General features: G+C 68.2%; 20 protein-coding genes and 1 pseudogene. 13 read left to right on the forward strand and 8 right to left on the reverse strand.

From position 1 onward, the window contains the following. Nucleotides 1–331 precede the first annotated feature (331 nt). Nucleotides 332–505, reverse strand: coding sequence for a hypothetical protein (locus G6016_RS03905; protein ID WP_182631392.1), 174 nt, complete (start codon nucleotides 503–505; stop codon nucleotides 332–334). Between the two features lie 450 nt (nucleotides 506–955). Between G6016_RS03905 and G6016_RS03910 the strand changes: the two genes are divergently transcribed. The 5 genes from G6016_RS03910 to G6016_RS03930 all read left to right on the forward strand — a co-directional run bounded on the left by G6016_RS03910 (nucleotide 956) and on the right by G6016_RS03930 (nucleotide 4,062). Next, nucleotides 956–1,537: an LppA family lipoprotein gene (locus G6016_RS03910; RefSeq protein ID WP_182631393.1), complete on the forward strand. Its 582-nt coding sequence runs from the start codon at nucleotides 956–958 to the stop codon at nucleotides 1,535–1,537. After that, complete coding sequence (locus G6016_RS03915; protein WP_182631394.1) at nucleotides 1,534–1,887, forward strand: hypothetical protein; 354 nt, start codon at nucleotides 1,534–1,536, stop codon at nucleotides 1,885–1,887. Before G6016_RS03910 ends, G6016_RS03915 begins: the two co-directional genes overlap by 4 nt. A gap of 61 nt (nucleotides 1,888–1,948) precedes the next feature. Beyond that, on the forward strand, nucleotides 1,949–2,221 hold the full coding sequence (locus tag G6016_RS03920; protein ID WP_380023299.1) for a ribbon-helix-helix protein, CopG family: 273 nt from the start codon (nucleotides 1,949–1,951) through the stop codon (nucleotides 2,219–2,221). A 295-nt stretch (nucleotides 2,222–2,516) separates the two neighbouring features. Further along, nucleotides 2,517–3,740 carry an oxygenase MpaB family protein gene (locus tag G6016_RS03925; protein WP_182631396.1) on the forward strand — a complete coding sequence of 408 codons (1,224 nt, stop codon included), beginning with the start codon at nucleotides 2,517–2,519 and terminating at the stop codon, nucleotides 3,738–3,740. Between the two features lie 160 nt (nucleotides 3,741–3,900). Continuing rightward, nucleotides 3,901–4,062, forward strand: coding sequence for a hypothetical protein (locus tag G6016_RS03930; protein ID WP_182631397.1), 162 nt, complete (start codon nucleotides 3,901–3,903; stop codon nucleotides 4,060–4,062). A 158-nt stretch (nucleotides 4,063–4,220) separates the two neighbouring features. Here the strand turns inward: G6016_RS03930 and G6016_RS03935 are convergent, their stop codons facing one another. The 6 genes from G6016_RS03935 to G6016_RS03960 form a co-directional block, all read right to left on the reverse strand. After that, nucleotides 4,221–4,505 (reverse strand): hypothetical protein, encoded by a 285-nt coding sequence (locus G6016_RS03935; RefSeq protein WP_182631398.1) that lies wholly within the window; start codon nucleotides 4,503–4,505, stop codon nucleotides 4,221–4,223. 33 nt (nucleotides 4,506–4,538) lie between these two features. Next, a complete protein-coding gene (locus tag G6016_RS03940; RefSeq protein WP_182631399.1) occupies nucleotides 4,539–6,314 on the reverse strand; it encodes an ABC transporter ATP-binding protein in 1,776 nt (591 codons plus the stop codon). Continuing rightward, nucleotides 6,311–8,035 (reverse strand): ABC transporter ATP-binding protein, encoded by a 1,725-nt coding sequence (locus tag G6016_RS03945; protein WP_241729715.1) that lies wholly within the window; start codon nucleotides 8,033–8,035, stop codon nucleotides 6,311–6,313. The genes G6016_RS03940 and G6016_RS03945 overlap by 4 nt, the downstream gene beginning before the upstream one ends. Nucleotides 8,036–8,270: 235 nt before the next feature. Next, the gene (locus G6016_RS03950) at nucleotides 8,271–8,447 is read right to left on the reverse strand and encodes a hypothetical protein (RefSeq protein ID WP_182631400.1); all 177 of its coding nucleotides are present in this window, start codon (nucleotides 8,445–8,447) and stop codon (nucleotides 8,271–8,273) included. 185 nt (nucleotides 8,448–8,632) lie between these two features. Next, nucleotides 8,633–9,391: a lytic transglycosylase domain-containing protein gene (locus tag G6016_RS03955; protein WP_182631401.1), complete on the reverse strand. Its 759-nt coding sequence runs from the start codon at nucleotides 9,389–9,391 to the stop codon at nucleotides 8,633–8,635. 163 nt (nucleotides 9,392–9,554) lie between these two features. Beyond that, nucleotides 9,555–10,145 carry a TetR/AcrR family transcriptional regulator gene (locus G6016_RS03960; RefSeq protein ID WP_241729716.1) on the reverse strand — a complete coding sequence of 197 codons (591 nt, stop codon included), beginning with the start codon at nucleotides 10,143–10,145 and terminating at the stop codon, nucleotides 9,555–9,557. A 133-nt stretch (nucleotides 10,146–10,278) separates the two neighbouring features. Here G6016_RS03960 and G6016_RS03965 point away from each other — a divergent pair, with 133 nt between their 5' ends. The 8 genes from G6016_RS03965 (at nucleotide 10,279) to G6016_RS04000 (ending at nucleotide 17,440) form a co-directional block, all read left to right on the forward strand. Continuing rightward, entirely contained in the window at nucleotides 10,279–10,710 is a 432-nt protein-coding gene (locus tag G6016_RS03965) for a RidA family protein (RefSeq protein ID WP_338403503.1), read from the forward strand. A 71-nt stretch (nucleotides 10,711–10,781) separates the two neighbouring features. Continuing rightward, nucleotides 10,782–11,414 carry a hypothetical protein gene (locus tag G6016_RS03970; RefSeq protein ID WP_182631402.1) on the forward strand — a complete coding sequence of 211 codons (633 nt, stop codon included), beginning with the start codon at nucleotides 10,782–10,784 and terminating at the stop codon, nucleotides 11,412–11,414. Further along, complete coding sequence (locus G6016_RS03975; RefSeq protein ID WP_182631403.1) at nucleotides 11,414–11,860, forward strand: hypothetical protein; 447 nt, start codon at nucleotides 11,414–11,416, stop codon at nucleotides 11,858–11,860. Before G6016_RS03970 ends, G6016_RS03975 begins: the two co-directional genes overlap by 1 nt. A 43-nt stretch (nucleotides 11,861–11,903) precedes the next feature. Then, nucleotides 11,904–12,560 (forward strand): flagellar basal body-associated FliL family protein, encoded by a 657-nt coding sequence (locus G6016_RS16950; RefSeq protein ID WP_206682281.1) that lies wholly within the window; start codon nucleotides 11,904–11,906, stop codon nucleotides 12,558–12,560. Between the two features lie 110 nt (nucleotides 12,561–12,670). Next, nucleotides 12,671–14,203, forward strand: coding sequence for a hemolysin family protein (locus G6016_RS03985; RefSeq protein ID WP_182631405.1), 1,533 nt, complete (start codon nucleotides 12,671–12,673; stop codon nucleotides 14,201–14,203). Between the two features lie 2 nt (nucleotides 14,204–14,205). Further along, on the forward strand, nucleotides 14,206–15,276 hold the full coding sequence (locus G6016_RS03990) for a CNNM domain-containing protein (RefSeq protein WP_182631406.1): 1,071 nt from the start codon (nucleotides 14,206–14,208) through the stop codon (nucleotides 15,274–15,276). A gap of 106 nt (nucleotides 15,277–15,382) precedes the next feature. Further along, nucleotides 15,383–15,979, forward strand: coding sequence for a GNAT family N-acetyltransferase (locus G6016_RS03995; protein ID WP_182631407.1), 597 nt, complete (start codon nucleotides 15,383–15,385; stop codon nucleotides 15,977–15,979). A gap of 105 nt (nucleotides 15,980–16,084) precedes the next feature. Then, nucleotides 16,085–17,440 carry a TY-Chap domain-containing protein gene (locus G6016_RS04000; RefSeq protein ID WP_182631408.1) on the forward strand — a complete coding sequence of 452 codons (1,356 nt, stop codon included), beginning with the start codon at nucleotides 16,085–16,087 and terminating at the stop codon, nucleotides 17,438–17,440. Between the two features lie 103 nt (nucleotides 17,441–17,543). Here G6016_RS04000 and G6016_RS16955 read toward each other — a convergent pair. Beyond that, nucleotides 17,544–17,762 (reverse strand): annotated as a pseudogene (locus G6016_RS16955) (hypothetical protein); the annotation flags it as partial.

Consider the following 17,762-nt stretch of genomic DNA (forward strand, 5'->3'; position numbering starts at 1 on the left):
CCCCTACTGATGCCGGGATTGTGGGGGTTGGGGCCGGGGTCTCGGCGGGGGCTGGGGCTGGGGATTCGGCTGGGGCTGGCGATGGTGGGCCCGCCGCGCTGGTGCTGCCCGGGCCGGACGGGACGTCCGTGACGATCGGGCTCGCGCGGCCGGTGGAGGCGTCCGTGCCGGGGTTCCCGTGGACTCGTGCCGTGCCGCGAGAGGTGAGCGAGGTGCGGCTACACGTGGATGATCCCGAGGCTGCGGTTCGGGAACTGGTGCGCGCTGGCGACGGCTTGCATAAGGCGGAATCAGCTCATTTAAGGAAGTGAGGCCGAAACGCCTTATCGGCTCAGATGAACCACAAGGTCGCCCAGTTGTAACCCATCTTGAGCGAACCGATGAAGGCATCCGCCGGATTGTCGGGACGGATCCATGACGGGGACCCGACGGAGGTGTGTGAGAAGTCGAAGATCTCGGTGAGGCCATTGTTGACGGCCACCACCGACGAGTCGATGAATCCCATCAGAATCTCCCTTGTTCGCTTTCAAGTTGAAGCGAGAACGGTTCGGACACTCTGGAAATCGCGCTAGGCAGGCGGAGTGTTACCACTGGTCACTTGATGCTTGCGGCGGGAGGGATTCGGCGGGAGGGATTCGGTGTGAGGGACTCTGCGCTCTGCAGATGTTGTAACCGGAGTGACCGCAGGCTTCGCATGATTGCCCTCGGCCAGCCCGCCGGCGACCGAGTAGGCGGAGTTCGTCGACGAGTTCAGTGCTTGGTTGAGGGGGTGGTTGGCCTCGTCGTCGACGTAGGAATTTCACGCCCCTTCCCACCGACGCCCGACCCGCGACACACGGTGACAGACACCGGCAGCGGAAGGTTGGAACCCATTGCGCGACGGTGGTGCGCGGGCGAGAATTCCGACACCACCAGCCCGTGACTACGACTGCACTCGCGACGGGAGCGCCCGACGATGCCATCCCGCTTGACCGGTTCGCGCACACGGTCCACCCCGGCCCGGACAGCTCTGAGCTCGGCCCTGGCACTGGTGTTGCTCACCGCATCGACGGCGTGCGCCGACTTCTCCCGCGACGTCTACATGGGCGACTCCGGCAAGCACCTGAGCCGCACGGACCTCGAGAATCGGCCGTCGTATGACGACGCCGTGGCACGGTACGACGAACTCCGTGCCGGAATCCAGGAGGTCGTCACGTCAGCCATGCCGCATGCCAAGGAGATCAGCAGGCCAGGGGGCGAGAAGGCCAGATGCAGCATCGACGTTGAATCTGTGGAGCTCGCCGATGTCACGTCCCGCTATGTCTATCGCGCGTGGGGCGTTCAGGCGCGGCCCACCGAAGAGGAGTGGACGGAGATTCTGGAAGGGATTTCGCCGCTGCTCGAGGAGCATGACTTCGACACGATCAACATGGACGCCGAGATTGGCAATGTCCGACGGGTTGCCGTGGAGGATCGGTACGGTGCTTCGCTCGCCCTCTCTTATGACAAGGCCCTCGCGGTCTCGCTCATGACCGGGTGCCACTTGACCGAAGAGTGACAGCCGCCAACGATTGCTGGCACGACACCAAGGAGCTCGCGATGAAATACGGGATGCACAGCGACATCGACGGGGACCTTCTCCTGCACGCCGACGACCCGTCGACCGACCAGTGGGTGGTGCAGGCCAAGTGGTCAGGCGACAGTGAGTTCAGGGTTTGCGAGCCCATCAAGAACGAGTACTTCTACGGGACCGGCTCCTCGGCCAGAAACGCCTGGTTTATTGACGGCGCCACGACCATCAGGATCACCGACTCGGAAGGCCATACGACGGAGCACGCCGGGCGCGCGTACCCGGTCATTCGCTCCGGCTGGTTTGAGTGGCCGCCGGTGGATGAGGAACCCGCCTGAGGGCTGGCGGATCAATTTACGATCCGGCCGATCGCCAGGATTTTCGTTATACGATTTGTTCGTGGTGACTGACGACCAGATCCAGGAGTGGGCAGACGAAGCCGAAACCGGCTACGACGTCGAGAAACTCACACGGCGTGGGCGCGGACGCCCCGGCCGCGGCGCTGAGCCGATGCAGGTCGTAGCGGTGCGTCTGACAGTCGAGGAGCGTGAAGCACTCGACAAGATGGCCGAGAAAGCGCACATGTCGCGCTCGGAAACGATCCGCCGTGCACTGGCAGATTTTGCGGGCGCCTCACACGAGAAGTGGATTTGGTCCGGATCCACTCGATAAACGTGGGCCAAACCCTCTTCGCGATGGATGTACCGGTGGTGTTGCCAGCTGATGGGCGAGGGCATGGCGGTGTTGTCGTCGTCGTCAAATCTCTTTTTGGCGCGGTGAGCGGCCCACCGAGGGCGACCACCTGCAGGTCCCACCCACCGGCGACATGGCACTCCAGGCCAAATACGCACGAGCCTGACGCGAGTCGTTTCGAGCCCCGGCCCGCACTCTCCGCCCGTCGACCTGCGGACACTCCCCCGACAAACGCGACTTGTATGCGAGTAAAAACTCGCGTCATAGTTTTCCCATGACCACCACCCTGTACCCAGGCCGTCACCGCTCCGCCGAGGAACGCTCCGAGCGCATGGGGCGCACGCTGAGGCGCGTCGCCAAGGTCGACCAGATCGACGAGCAGCTCATGGACCGCATCGGGCGGGGCTACATGGAGCCCGACGAGCTCGGCTCCCGCCTGGCCAAGGCGATGCGCAAACGCAAGGGCGAGCCCGGCGCCGTCACCTACCGCGAGCTGAGCCAGGCGCTGGAGATCGGCTCCGCCGGCCTGCGCGAGCGCGAAGCCGGCGGTGAGGCCGTGGCGCCGGTGCTGATCGAGTACCTCGAGACGCTTGAGGACACCCCGGACTGGGTCGACTGGGAGCAGATCGCGCGCGGCCAGAAGGCGTACCTCAAGTTCGGGCAGAACGCCGCGGACGTGCTTCTACAGCTGTCGTTGATCGGCGGCTACCGCTTCGGCGGCCCCACCGACCTGCTCGTCCAGACCGGCGGACTGACCGGCGGCACCACCCTGCGACGCCTGGCGGAGACCCAGCACTGGGCCACCTCCCTGGCCTTCCCCGGCGACCTCAACCCGCACGCCAAGGCGTGGCGACTGACCGGCCACGTGCGCGCGATGCATGCGGTGGTCAGTGACTCGATGGAGTCGCGCTGGGACATCGAGCAGTGGGGCCTGCCCATCAACCAGACCGACCTCGCCTCCACGCTCGGCCTGTTCGACGCCGTGGTGCTGCTCGGCGTCCGGACGCTCGGCGTGCCCGTCAGCCGCCAGGACTCCCGCGACATCATGCACCTGTGGCGCTACGTCGGGTGGCTGCTCGGGGTCGACGACGACTTCCTCGTCAACCGCGAACGCGAACGGCACGTCCTCAACTACCACATCCTCATGGCCCAATCCGGCATGACCGAGGCCGGCCCGCAGCTCACCCAGGCCCTGGTCCAGGCGCACCAGAACCGATTCCGCAGCGGGCCGCTTCCGAAGTTCCAGGGCTGGTTCGCGCGCGAGCGGCTGCTGAGCATGCTCACCGTCTTCCTGGGGCGTGACTCGATGGCCGAGTTCGGCCTGCCCGTCCGCCCGCCGTGGGCGCACCTGTACCTGACCGCTCTCAATACGCTGAGGTACCGGACTCCGGTGGGGCGCGCGTTCCTCGATCGGTGGGGCCGGTACGTCTACACGAGGCAGGAACGCGAGACGTTCGGCAAGGCCAAGGCGGATATCGGGCGGCCCAAGACGGACTGAGTGTAGAGGCGCGCTCCGGCGAGTGAAGTCGGACCGGCTTGCGAGTTCGGGTCGATTGTCCAACTGGGCCAGCACTATTGACGTGCCATTTCGCCAGCCCTAGCGTGAGGCACAGCCCCGCTGCACCACCGAAGGCGCGGCACGACGAAAGGTGTCACTCATGGGCTCGTTCGGAGATATGGCCGGAAGCATCATCATCGGCGTTGGAGGCGTGGTCAACATGATGCTGGCCGCCGTCGGATCAGGCGGGCTGGCCGGCTCGCTGTCCGAGAACGTTTACCTCCCTCTCCTGGGCTCGCTCGCACCCGACTTCGTTATCTGACGTCGGGGCAGTGAGCGTCGGCTGTCGGCGCGACCGCACTACGTCGCCCGCTCCGCACAGCCCGGGCGATCACATCCGAGAGAAGCCGCAGGCCACGAATTGGTGGCCTGCGGTTTCGTTGTCTCAGGATCGGAAGGGCTCACCACCGCAGTGCAGGCTCAGCTCAACCTGGACCGCAGCGTCTGCCCGTCACGGAAAGCCGGCTTCCCGTCGGCCCCATGGCGATGCCGCTTGGGGTCACGGGACGCCCGGCGAAGATCGCGCAGCAACTGCCCAGTGCGACGTTCGTCGAGCTCCTCCACGGCCGCCCGATACGAGCCGGGGGCGTGGGGATCGAAGTCCGGCAGACCAACGACAGCCCGGTGCCACCGCAGCAGCTCGAGGAAGTCCGTCTCCCCTACCTGCTCCGCGGCGCGACGAATCTCCTCCAGCAGCTCGGTCATGGCGCGGACGGTACCGCCGACATACGACACCGATCAGGCCCCGAACCAGGCCCTACCCAGCTCGGCGTACCGCCCGCCGGCAGCGAGCAACTCCTCGTGCGTGCCCGACTCCACGATGCGACCGCGCTCCATGACGAGAATCCGGTCTGCGGCCGCGGCCTGACTCAGCCGGTGCGCCACCACCAGCCCGGTGCGTCCCTCCAGGACGGCCGCGGCTGAGGCGTCGAGCCTGCGCGCGCCGGCGGACCCGGCCTCGGCGGTGGCCTCGTCGAGGATCACCACGTCGGGGTCCGCGAGCTCGACCCGCGCCAGCGCGATCATCTGACTCTGCATCGGGTCGAGCTGGTGCCCGCCCTCGCCGATCACGGTGTCGACGCCGTCGGGGAGGTCGCCCACCCAGTCGGCCCCGACCTTGCGGAGCGCGGCGTGCACCTCGGCCATACCCGCCTCGGGGCGCGGCGCGCGCACGTTCTCCGCCAGAGTCGTGGCAAAGGTGTGCACCTCTTGGGAGACCATCGTGACGTGCCGGCGCAACGCCACCGGGTCCGCGTCGGCCAGTGGCACACCGCCCAGCGACGCGGAGCCGCGCATGGGCACCACCAGGCCCGCAGCAACCAGCGCCAACGTGCTCTTGCCGGCGCCGGTGGTGCCCACCACCGCAACCACCTCGCCCGGCGACAGCGTCAGGTCGATGCCGTCGAGCGCCGGGATGCCCTCCATCCCCGAGGCCTCGGCGTCGTAGGAGTGCGAGATCCCCACCAACTCCAGCGGCCCGGGCTGCGGAACCGCCGTGCGCTCGGGCACGTCCATGTTGATGACCCCGACCATCCGCACGAGCGACGCACCCGCGGACTGCACCTGATCCGCCATACCCACCAGCGCGCCGATCGGGTTGAACAGCCGGTGGAACAACAGTGCGGCAGTCGTGACGGCACCCGCGGTGATCACCCCGAAGTCCACCAGGAAGAAACCCACAACCAGCAGCAGCGCGAGCACCGTGACTTCGGCACGGTTGTTGCGACTGAATGCCTGGGTGATGAACCGGAAAACCGTGATCGACAGGTCCCGGGCGTGCCCGGAGGCGCCCGTGATCCGGTCGAGTTCGGAGTCCCGGGCGTCAAAGGCGTGGAGGGTGCGCGCGCCGGTGATGCCGCCGAGGAGTCGGCTGGCACGGGCGCCGAACGCGGCGCGCTCGGCGGCATAGATCGGCCCCGACCGAGGCAGATACCAGCGCAGCGTCGACCAATACATCGGTAGAGCCACGAGCCCCACCAGTCCGAGCCGCCAGTCCACCGCGAGCAGTCCGATCCCGGACACCACCACGGTGAACGTCGACTGCACCACGAGCGGGATCACGGATGTCGCGGCCTCGCTGATCTCGCGGGCATCCTCGGCCACGCGGGAGACCAGGTCGCCGGTCTCGGTGCGCTCCATCTGCGCGGCCCCGAGCTGCAGCGAGCGGTCCATCACCTGCTCACGCAGCTCCGCCACCGTCGGCTCGGTGAGCCGGGCGAGCCACGTTTGCCCCGCCCACGTCGAAATCGCGCCCACGACGCCGGCCACGGCGATCGCGGCGGCGCCCACCAGAACCACGCGTCCGTCCGAGGCGCCGGGCAGCACGTCGACGAGCCACCCCACCACCCACGGCGCGACCAGCCCAGCGGCCGAGCCGATCAGCCCGGCAAGGCCCACCAGCGCGAGGTACCCGCGTCGCTGTCGCAGCAGCGGCCACAGCACCGCCCACGACTCGCGCGCACTGGCCAACGGCAACGTCCGGTCGGCCCGCTCGGTCACGTCGGCGCCGCTCATCGATCCACCACCGTCCGGTAGGAGTCCGAGCCCTCGCGCAGCTCCTCGTGCGTCCCGCCAACAACCTCGCCGCGCGCGGGCAGATGCACCACCCTGTCGGCCAGCGCGAGGAACGGCGGCGACGACGTCACCAGAACCGTCGTCTGCCCCTCCCGCCTGGTGCGCAGCGCGTGCACGGCCTGCGCGATCTCCCATTCGGTCACCGCGTCCACGGCACTGGTGGGCTCGTGCAGCACGAGCAGGTCGGGGACGGCGTGCAGGGCGCGGGCGAGCGCGATCCGCTGCCGCTGCCCGCCGGACAGGTTGCGCCCGGCCTCCCGCACCTCGTGGTCGAGTCCCGCGGGCAGGTGTTCCACGATCTCCGCGACGGCCGACGCCTCCAGCACGTCGCCCGCGATGGGCGCGTCCCCGTGGAGCAGCGCGATGTTGGAGCGGATCGTCCCCGCGAACATGTCGACGCGATGCGGCGCCACCACCACGTGCCCTGCGAGGTCCGGCACGAGCTCGCGTCGCGAGAATCCGCCGAATCTGACCGGGTCGGTGTCGTCACCGTTTCCGGGGTCACCGTGTCCGGAAAGATTGTTGACGACGACGACGGCGTCGCCCGGCTGTTCAGTCACCAGGCAAAGGAATTCCCCTGCTCGGACTTCCATCTCGATGCACCGGCCATCGGCCAGCTTCAGCCCGTGCACCTCGAGAGTGGCACTCGCGGGCGTCTCGGTCCCGGACTCGTCCACGTCCGCCGAGTTCTGCAAGTCGACCAGCCGTTGAGCGGCTCCGTGCGAGCGGGCGTAGATACCCACGGCCATGGTGATGGTCCGCACGGGCTCCTCGAAGAACACGGCCACACCCACCACGGAGATGAGCGTGCCAATCTCCATGTCGCCGGACAGGACGCGGTAGCCGGCGGCGAGCAACACCAGCGCCAGCACGACGGCCATGCCGAGCGAGCCGATCCCCGCGACGCGCCCCTCACGCTCGGAGGTCACGGTGCCCGCGTCGGCGGCAGCCTGGGAGGCGACGCGGTACTGCTCGGCAGCCCATTTTTCGCCACCGCCGGCTTTGAGGACGCGCAATCCGGTCATGATGTCGGTGGCGCGGCTGCTGGCCTCGCCGATCGCGGCCTGCTGTGCGGTGCTGTGCCGGGAGATCGCGCGGCTGGGCAGGGCGACGAGCACCAGGCTGACGGGCACGCCGATCAGCACGATCAGTCCCACGATCCAGTCAGTGAGCAGCAGGTAGATCGAGATGCCCACGATCCCGATCAGCGCGGACCCGCCCAGCGCGATCTGCCGGAAGATCAGGGACGCCACGTCGGCGTCGGCGGAGCACACCGAGAGCACGCTGCCGGCGCTGGTGCCGTCCATTGCGCGACGCCTGGTCAGCGGCACCTGGGTCGCCTCGACCCGCAGGTCGTGCGCCTCCTCGTGGAGTGCCCGGTTGCTCATCCGCGCGCCGAATCGGTAGCTGTAGCTGAGCACCACGAACAGCGCGATCAGCCCCAAGATCCACAGCAGTAGAGCCTGCCGGTCCAGCGGGATGATCGCCCGGTCGACGATCTGCCCGATCGCGATCGGTACCAGCGCCTCGCAGACCTGCCACATCGTCATGAGCACCAGGCCGGGCACCACGAGCCGCCACCGACGCCGCACTGCCCGCATGAGCAGCCCATTCGCGCTTTCGGGCGCCGAGCCCTCACTCCTCGATGTGGGTCCCGCCATGTGTAGAGCTCCCGCCGCCGGTGGTCTCGGCGCTCGGGTGTCGCCGCCCACGACAGGTTAGTGTCGCCTAACACCCACACGCCATCTGCCCCTCGGCAAGTCCTCGAGCCCCTCCCCGAGCCCCTCCCTGCTCACCCGGAGGCCCGGTTCGCCCCTCTGATTACAGTTCGCCTGCCCGAGTGCGAAAGACCCGCACAATCGAGAGTGTTTTCCGCCTTCGGACAGGTCTTTCGACTCAGATGCCCCCGGCAATGGACGTGACCCAGTGCCCGGCCTGGTCGAGCGAGCCGAGGAATGCCTCGACCGGGTCCTGCGGCTGAGGCTGCGGATAGGGGTACAGGATCGTGCTGAAGTTGAAGAAGTTGACTAGGGATCCCATGGGGTTGAGGGTCGAGAGATCGATTGAGTCCATGTCCGCTCTCCGAATCTGGTGCGATGCGCGGCCTGTCGAGATGCGCTCTGTCACTCCTACTGTCGCGCACACGGCCGGCGATGTTAACCCGATCACAGTGAGAAACCCACTACGATAATCGATATGGTCCGCGCCCCGGCCCGGACCCCAGCGCGCTCCAGCGCAGCCCGCAAACCCACAACCCGCTAAGGCGCCGTCGTCCCCACCGAGTACGCGGCGGCCGAATCGCGCACGCGCATGACGTAGTCCTGCGACGCGTTGTACGCGAGGATCGCCTTCTGCCAGTTCTCGGCCACCGACAGGTCTCCGCCATTTTCGCACAACAGCCTGGCGGCGGCGATCGCGGCGTCGTCGATCTGGTTCGGGTCGGCGACCCCGTCCCCGTTGGCGTCGCGGCCGTACTTGGCCCACGATTCGGGGATGAACTGCATGGGCCCCACGGCGCGGTCGTGGTCGGGGTCGCCGTCCCAGCGTCCGCCGTCGGTGTCGGGGATGTCGGCGAATCCCGGGGAGCCGTCGAGTTTGATGCCGATGATCGGCGGGAGCGCGAAGCCGTCGTCGTTCAGGGACGCTCCGCGATACCGACCGTGACGGGTTTCCACGTGCCCGATCCCCGCGAGGGTGGTCCAGGTGAGGTTGCATTCGGGCCGGGTCTGCCGCATGGTTTCGGCGGCGTTGCCGTAGGCGGCGAGCGCGGCGCGCGGGATGTTCATCGGCTCGTTGATGCTGGTCGCCCAGTCCATGAGCTGGAGCGAGGTGCGGCCGGGTGCGTTGATGTCGACGGTCGGCACGGGTGCGCCGGCCGCCGGCGGAATCCCGGGCGGAATGGGCGGTGGCGCCTCACGGGTGGGGCCATAGGAGCACGACGACGACAACGTCGCCACCACCAGCAGGCCCGCAGTCGCTGTGGTGACGCGCCGGGCGCGATTGAATCGAGTGAACATCGCAGGTAAGTCTGCCCGAGCCGGGGTCGGCCGTGCCTCGGGGGATACCCGGATTCCGCGCGGGCCGGGCGTGATTTCGGCCTCACTCACCGCCGACTGCGAATTAGCCGTGCCGCCTCAGCCTGCACCGATCCCGCAGTGCCCCGATCCCGCAGGCAACGAATCAGCTGGCCCCGAATCCCCCGGCCATCGCACTGAGTTCATCCAGCAGCGCCTCGCGGCTGATGCCCGGCTGGTCGAGCACCCAGCGCACGGCCACGTTCTCCACCGCCATGACGATCACCCAGGCCCGTGCACTCGGGTCGCGCGCCGTGACTCCCGAGGCCGACAGGTACACGGCGAGCAGTTCACGCACCCGGTTCTCGAGCGAGTGCTGGGCCGCACGGTGTCGGACGGCCGGGAGTTCCTCCCACACAATGCGCAGCAGCCCGGCGTCGGACTCGATCGCGGTGAGCAGTGCGTCGGCAATCGCGCGCACGGTTCCGGGGTCCTTGACGTCGACGGGCCCGGTTGCCGCGAGCGATGCCGCGACCCGGTCCGAGATCTCCGCCGACCAGCGGTCCATCACCTCGGTGACCAGCGCCGACTTATCCGGAAAGTATTGGTACAGCGACCCCGGGCTGACAGCCGCCTCGTCGGCCACCCGGTTCGTGGTGAACGATTCGTATCCGTCGCGCACGAGCACAGTGCGGGCCGCCTCGATGATTCGCTCGACCATTGCCCGCGATCGCGCCTGCTGGGGAACCCGTCTCATGAATGCGAAGTGTATGCGAGCAATCACTCGCGTGAGCGCACTCGTCGCCCACTGGCGCCCAGTGCCGTACGCAGACCCGGCTTCCCACGGCATGCCACCATTGACCCCGCCCGCGCGTCACCCAGGAAGCCCCGTGCCCCACGCAGGAGATTCCAACCCCAAGGCTGTCACCCTGATCCGCTCGGACTCCCTGGCCGTCACCCCGGGCTACGCGTACGCGGCCACCGCCCCCGCCGAATCACGGCTGATCTTCCTTGCCGGCTCCTGTCCCCTGAACGCCGATGGCTCGACCCACGGCACGGGCGACATCGCAGCGCAGGCAGCCAAGTGCATCGAGAACATGACGGTCGCACTGTCCGAGGCTGGCGCCACCCTCGCTGACGTGATCTCCACCCGGGTCCTGGTCGCATCCTCGCACCAGGCCGACCTCGCGACCGCATGGAACAAGGTGCGCGAGGCCTTCGCCGATCATGAGCCCCCGAGCACCCTGATCGGCGTGGCCGCTCTGGGCTACGACGGTCAACTGGTCGAAATCGAGGCGGTGGCCGCCACCGTCGACATATGAGGCGAAAACAGCACATTTTCATAGATGCGGCGAATCCACCTCATGTCGCAGAAGTGTGGCACCATCACCACATGTTCGTGTTGACGATCGACCAGCGACACAGCCGCACCAGTAAGGACCGGGTACCGGCCCTGCTCAAAGCTCTCGCCGATGTCCGGTGCGTCTCCGCATTCGAGCGCACGGCCGGCGACGAGGTCCAGGGCCTGCTCGACGATCCGGCCGCGGTCCGCGACGCGCTCCTCACCACACTGCGTCAGGGTGACTGGCACTGCGGGGTCGGGGTCGGGGAGGTCGACGACGACTCGTTTGCCACCGGCACCCGAGCCGGCCGGGGTCCCGCGTTTCTGGCCGCGCGTGATGCGGTCGAAGCGGCTAAGTCCATGCCCGGCTCCGTCGCGGTGCGCGTCCCCTCGGGAACAGAGGCCGAATCGTGGGCAGCCGACTGCGAGGCCGTGTGGACTCTCGTCGCCTCACTCGTGCTCGGTCGGACCGAGGCGCAGTGGCGGGCGGTGGACGCCGTCGACCGCTCCCCTACCCAGGCCGCCGCCGCAGAAGAACTCGGCATCACGCCCACGTCGGTCGCCGGCGCTCTACGCCTGTCGCACATCCGTGAGGAGCGGGCCGCCTACCCCGTGCTCGACAGACTGCTTGCAGAAACGAACGCCGCCGCGACAGTGGCCACCCCCCGGAAAGGAGATCGCTGATGAGCTCCTGGCCGGAATGGCTCGCGGTGGCCGTGGTGGCGATCCCGACTCTGATCATCTCGGCGGCGATCGGCTCCCCCATCGCCTCACTCGTTCTCCGCTCGGCGCGTGTGCCCGAGGTGCCGACCGTGGACGTCACCGGCGACGAGCGCACGCCGGTGGTGAGTCGCCGCGAGAATTCGTCTGTCAGCGGCGATGCTCGCGAGGTGCTGCGCGGCGGGATGTGGATCGGCATCCTCGAGCGCGTGGGCCTGACCGCCGCGATCCTCGCGGGCCGGTTCGAGCTCGCCGCCGTGGTGGTGGCGATCAAGGCCCTGGGCCGGTACCCCGAAATCCGGGAGAACCCGGCAGTGAGCGAGCGGTTCATCATCGGCACGCTCACCTCCCTGCTCGTGGCGGCCGCCTGCGGCACGATCGGTCTGGCCATCCTCGGCGCAGTCCGCTAGAGGCGCTTAGGTCTTCGGGAAGAAGAGACGTAAACTTCTACTCATGAACGGCAATCGTGGCAGTGACATGTCCGGTCTCGGCGGACCCCAGCCATCCGGACCATCAGGCCACGGCTCCTTTGCACCCGGCCCTGGCGGCCAAACACCCACAGGTGGACAGCCGACGTTCGGCCCCCAGCAGCCCCCTGGCAATCAGCCAGCCTGGACCGGACAACCCGGCTACGGCGGGCAACCACCCTTTGGTGGGCAACCGCCCTACCCAGGTCAGCCTGACTTCGGCGGTCCACCGCCACAGCAGGCACCGAAAAGCAGCAAGACTCTTGTGATCGTGTTGATCGCGATCCTCGGTGTCCTCGTCCTGGCGGTTATCGGGGTGTTCGCGGCAATTCTGATCGCTGGTTCCTCCAGCGCTGCGACTGCCTACGAGAAGTGTTCGGAACTGGTCCCAGAGTCTACTGCTGCGACCCTGTCAGCGGACGAGCGATCGATTTTCTACAGTTCCGGATCAACCCCATACTCCGAGGATTTCCAGATGCTCGATTGCCTCCTGGAAACGACTGGTGCACCCAGCGCCGTCGATTCGCGAATGGGCCACACTCGGGCGCTCGACGGCACCCAGGATGCTGAGTGGGACAGATGGTCTGCCTTCTGGACCTACCACCCGGACGCCGGACTGGACGTCACCTTCACTGCGGAGTGAGGTCAATGACCGAACCTGCCGCGCTTGCGCGGCAATTGCACCACCCCCTCAACCGCTGTGACCTGAACCGATGAACCAACCCCGCAGCGGCACGTAGTCTCGTCCGCACGATGTTCACAACGGTGCTGATACTGCTGCTGGGAATCGTGACGATCCTCGCGATCATCGCGGCGAACGGCTACTTCGTAGCGCAAGAGTTCGCCTACATGTCCGTCGACCGCAACAAGATGGCCGCCCAGGCCGACGCCGGGGACGCGGCCGCCGCGCGCGTTCTCAAGGTCACCGAACGCACCTCGTTCATGCTGTCGGGCGCCCAGCTCGGCATCACCGTGACGGGCCTGCTCGTGGGCTACGTGGCCGAGCCGATGATCGGCGCTTCGCTCGGCGAGCTGCTGGGGGTCGCGGGCGTGCCCACGGCGGTCAGCGTCAGCGTCGGCACGGTGCTCGCGCTCGCGGTGGCGACGATCGTGCAGATGATCTTCGGCGAGCTCTACCCCAAGAACCTCGCCATCGCGGCCCCCGATCCCCTGGCCCGCGCGCTGGCCCGCTCCACCACCATCTACCTCGCGCTGTTCGGGTGGCTGATCGTGGTGTTCGACCGCGCCTCCAACGGGCTGCTGCGGCTGGTCAAGGTGGAGCCCGCCGAGGACCTGGATTCCTCGGCCACGGCGGAGGATCTGGAGCGTATCGTGGCGGACTCCCGCGCGAGCGGCGAGCTGCCCGAGCAGCTGTCGATGCTCATCGACCGGATCCTCGACTTTCCCGACCGCAACGTCGAGCACGCGATGATACCCCTCACCCAGACCCGCACCGTGGCCCCCGACCGCACGGTCGCCGAGGTCCGCGAACTCATGGCCCGCGAGCATTCCCGCTACCCGGTGGTCTCCGCGGAGTTCGAGCCGCTAGGCGTCATCCAGCTCGCCGACCTCCTGCGCACGCGCGCCGAGCCGAACACCCCGGTCTCGGAGCTCATGCGCCCGCCGGTCGTGCTGCCCACGCTGATGCCGCTGCCGGACGCGCTGTCCACGCTCACCGAAGCCCGCACGCAGCTCGCGGCGGTGGTGGACGAGTACGGCGGGTTCGCCGGAATCCTCACGGTCGAGGACATGGCCGAGGAACTGGTCGGCGAGCTCACCGACGAGCACGACGACGACTTCGACAACGTCATCGTCGCCGACGACGAGGACGCCGGCATCTGGCGCATCGACGGCCACGTGCACATCGACGAGATCGAGCGCGCCCTCGGCCACCAGCTCCCCCACGGCGATTTCCAGACCATCGCGGGCCTGGTCATCGCCACGCACCGCGAACTCCCCGACGCCGGCCAGGTCGTGCGGGTGGAACTGCCGGTGGAGCCGCGCGAGGTGGTCACCGACGATCCGCGCCGCCACGCGCTTGACATCGAGGTGCTCGAGGTGGCCAACCGGGTGCCGGCGAAGGTGCTGGTCCACGTGGTCGAACTGGACGACGACGACAACCCCGTCAGCACAGCCGACAACAACGGTGCCGACCACAACCATGACGACGACGACAACGCCGACCGCGATGCCCCGGCCGACCGCAGCAGCGACGCCCACGGCATGAGCGATCTTCCAGGCGAGCCCGACGCCCGAGGTGAATCCGGCGACGAGGCGGGCCGTTGACTATGAGCAATCCCGGTGTTGTCGTCGTCGTAACCCTTGCTCTTATCGTGGCGAGCGCATTCTTCGTCATGATCGAGTTCTCCCTGCTCGGGGCGCGGAGGCACCGGCTCGAGGTGGACGCCGACCGCAGCGCCTCGGCCCGGGCCGCCATCCGCGGGATCGACGAGCTGACCGTCATGTTGGCCGGCGCGCAGCTCGGCATCACCGCCTGCACCTTCGCGCTGGGCGCGGTGACCAAACCCGCCGTCGACGCGTGGCTCGGACCCGCGCTGGGCTCGCTCGGGGTGCCCGGCGGGATCGCGGACACCGCGGCGTTCATCCTGTCGCTGCTGCTGGTGACGTTCCTGCACCTGGTCGTGGGCGAGATGGCGCCCAAGTCGTGGGTGATCGCCGCGCCGGAGCGGGCCGCGCGGCTGATCGGGCTGCCCTCGCGCGCGTTCATCTGGGTGTTTAGGCCGCTGCTGGTGTGGGTCAACCGCATGGCCAACCGGCTGGTCGCGGCCAGTGGAGTGGAGCCCGTGGACAGCGCCGCCGTCGGTGGGCAGAACGCCGACACCATCCGGCATCTGGTCGAGCACTCGGCGTCGGTCGGGGCGCTGGAATCGTCCATTCACTCCCCGCTCGCCGGGGCGCTGGACCTGGAATACCTGACCGTCGGCTCGCTCGTGGACACCGGCCGCGCCCCCACCGCCGTCGCGCCGGACGCCACGGTGGAGCAGGTGCAGGACGCGGCCGCGCGCACCGACCACATGCGGATCCTCCTGCTGGATCGGGCCTCGGCGCCTACGGGCGCGGGGACGTCGGGCGCGGCGCACTCCGGCCAGCCCGAGGTGGTGCACGTGCGCGACACCCTCCTCGAACCCGCCGACGCTCCCGCGCGCCCGCTCGCGCGATCAGCGATGCCGCTCGAGAAGGACACCCCTGTCTACGAGGCGCTTTCCCTCGCGCGTTCCAGCAGTGAGCAGCTGATGGTGGTGATGGACGGCGAGGAGTTCCTGGGCGTGATCACCGTGAGCGACATCCTGCGCAAGATCCTGCCCGAGCCCCGGACGGCCGGCGCGAGCGCCGAGTAGCTAGCCAGCGCGAGCCCCGCATCACCGGTCAGCGCGTGCCCCAAGCCACCGGCCGGTGCCCACAATCGTGGTTGGCCGGGGCGGGGGTCGGCATAGTCTTGACGGCATGGTGACCATCCGGACTGCACGCTCAGCTGACGCGAAGGAGGTCGCGGCGCTTCTCACAGAAGCCTTCAGCGGCGATCCCGCGTGGTCGCTGTACTACCCGGACCCCGCGACCCGGCCGCGCAAGCTCGAGGCCCACTACCGTCACCGCGTGCAGCGCCACCCCCGGCTCACTGACTTGGCCGAGCTCGACGGACAGCTGGTCGGCGCGCTGCTCTGGGAGGCGCCGCGCAGTGACTCCCGCCCGGCCGCGATCTGGCATGCGGTCAAGCGCGCCACGCAGCGCATCGCGAGCCGGATGCCTGGCGGCCGCGGCATCGCCCATACCCTCGCGGTGGAGGTGTATCGGCCCAAGGCTCCGCACTGGTATCTGCACGACATCGCCTCCAGCCCCCGGGCCCGCGGGAAGGGCGTCGGCTCGGCGCTGCTCGAGCACCGTCTCGGCATCATCGACGCCAACACGGTCACGATCGCGTCCCTGGAGGCGACGTCCCCGGGCAGCCGCCGCCTGTACGAGCGCTTCGGGTTCGAGGCGGTCGGCACGGCCACCACCGGCACGGACACGGAGTCGACGATCATGGTCCGTCGGCCGGACTGATCTGGCCTGACAGCTCCCGCCTGACCGACCCAGCCCGACAGACCCGGCCAAGCCGTATCGCCTGATGGCGGCACGATGTCGTACGAGACGACTAGCGTGCAGGACATGAGCGACGATCAGCGCCGGGACGAACTCCAACGCGATGACTCCCCCGGTCAGGCGTGGGCGGATTTCGCCGAGCAATTCGCGTACGAGGCCATGTCGCTGGATGCGGAGGAGATGATGTCGATCCCCGTCTACCCCGGCCAGGGCGACGGCTCGCCGCGGATCAGCGCGTACCTCCACGATGTGGAGGAGGTCGTCTTCCTCGAGGTGTCGAGCAATGAGACGCTGCCGCCGGAGACCCACCTGTCCGCGGAGCAGATCGACCAGCTCCTCAACCTGGGCTGGGCCCCGCCGTCCGCGCCGAAGGACGACCTCCATATCGACTCGTTCCACGTCGTGGGACCCACCACGAGTCTCGACGAGATGGCCCAGCTCGTCGTGGACACGCTTCAGTCCGTCTTCGGGATCCCCCACCCGTCCTTCCTCCTGCCGGCGCGGTCGGAGGACCGGATCCACGATCAACAGTCGACCGACGAGCCGCTCGAGGATCCGCACGCGGGCGAGGAACTGCTGCCGATCGACGAGGCGTACCACCCCGCTGACGCGGCGGACCTGGAGTGGGCGATCTCGCACGTGATCCGCAATTCGCAGGGCGTCTACGTCCCGCGCGCTGAAGATGGGGCATTCCGCGTCATCATGGGCAGCACCGGCCTGCAGATCAATGTCCGCGATCCCCAGGTGATCTCGCTGCTGTCCTTCCCCGTCATCGAGATGCGCCACCCCGAGCGCGCGGCCGAAAAGCTGGCGGATCTCAACGACGACTCCCGCTACGTCAGGTTCTACGTCGACGGCGAAGACCTGGTCGCGGCCTGCGACCTGCCCGGCGATCCGTTCGTCCCCAAGCACCTCATCGAGGTGATGATCGTCATGGAGAAAACCATTTCGATGGTCGACGCCGAGCTCGCCTCGGTCACGGGCGGTACCCGACCTTTTGAAGATTTTGACGACGACGACAACGACGACACCGTCGGCGGCTTCGCCGGCAGTAGCGGTCTCAGCCTCCTCGGTCTCGACGACCTCGATGACGTTGACGACGACGATGACGACGCCTTTGACGAGGATCAGGACTCCGACTTCGGCGACGACCTCCTCCCCGAGGAGCTGCAGGTGCTCCTCCACATGGAGAACGACCCGGCCTCCGATGTCACCCCAGAACTGGCCGCACAGATCTTCGGGCACGATCGCGCACTGATCCTCGAGTCCATCGCACTCTGCGAAGACCAGGCAACCCTGTGGGACGAGTCCGCCGTTGAAGAGGACGACGACGACCTGAAGGAGGCCTACCGGGACGAGACCGACTCATGGGATGACACGGCCTCCCTGCTCCGCGAGGCCCTCGACATCACCAAGAACTAGCGCCCGCCACCAGAGTCGCCGGACCTGCCCACCGGTATCCAGGTCGTGGGGCTGGTCGCGGAGCTGGACGTTCTGACCGGTCCCGAGCTGCGAAACGCGCTCTCTATCCCCCGGCGCCGGGCTTGAGGGTCCCGTCAGGATTCAGCGCACTCGGCGCGACCTCAACCCACCGCGCCGGGTTGGGAGATCCCATGAAGGTACAACGCAGCTTGTTGGGCGAGAGGTCACCGATCCGGGACGACGGGCAGATGTCACCCGGCTTGGGATTGGGCACAGGCGCCGGAGCGGGTGCCGGCGCCGGTGCCGGCGCTGGTGCTGGCGC

The organism is Dietzia aerolata (assembly GCF_014144865.1).
Lineage (GTDB): Bacteria > Actinomycetota > Actinomycetes > Mycobacteriales > Mycobacteriaceae > Dietzia > Dietzia aerolata.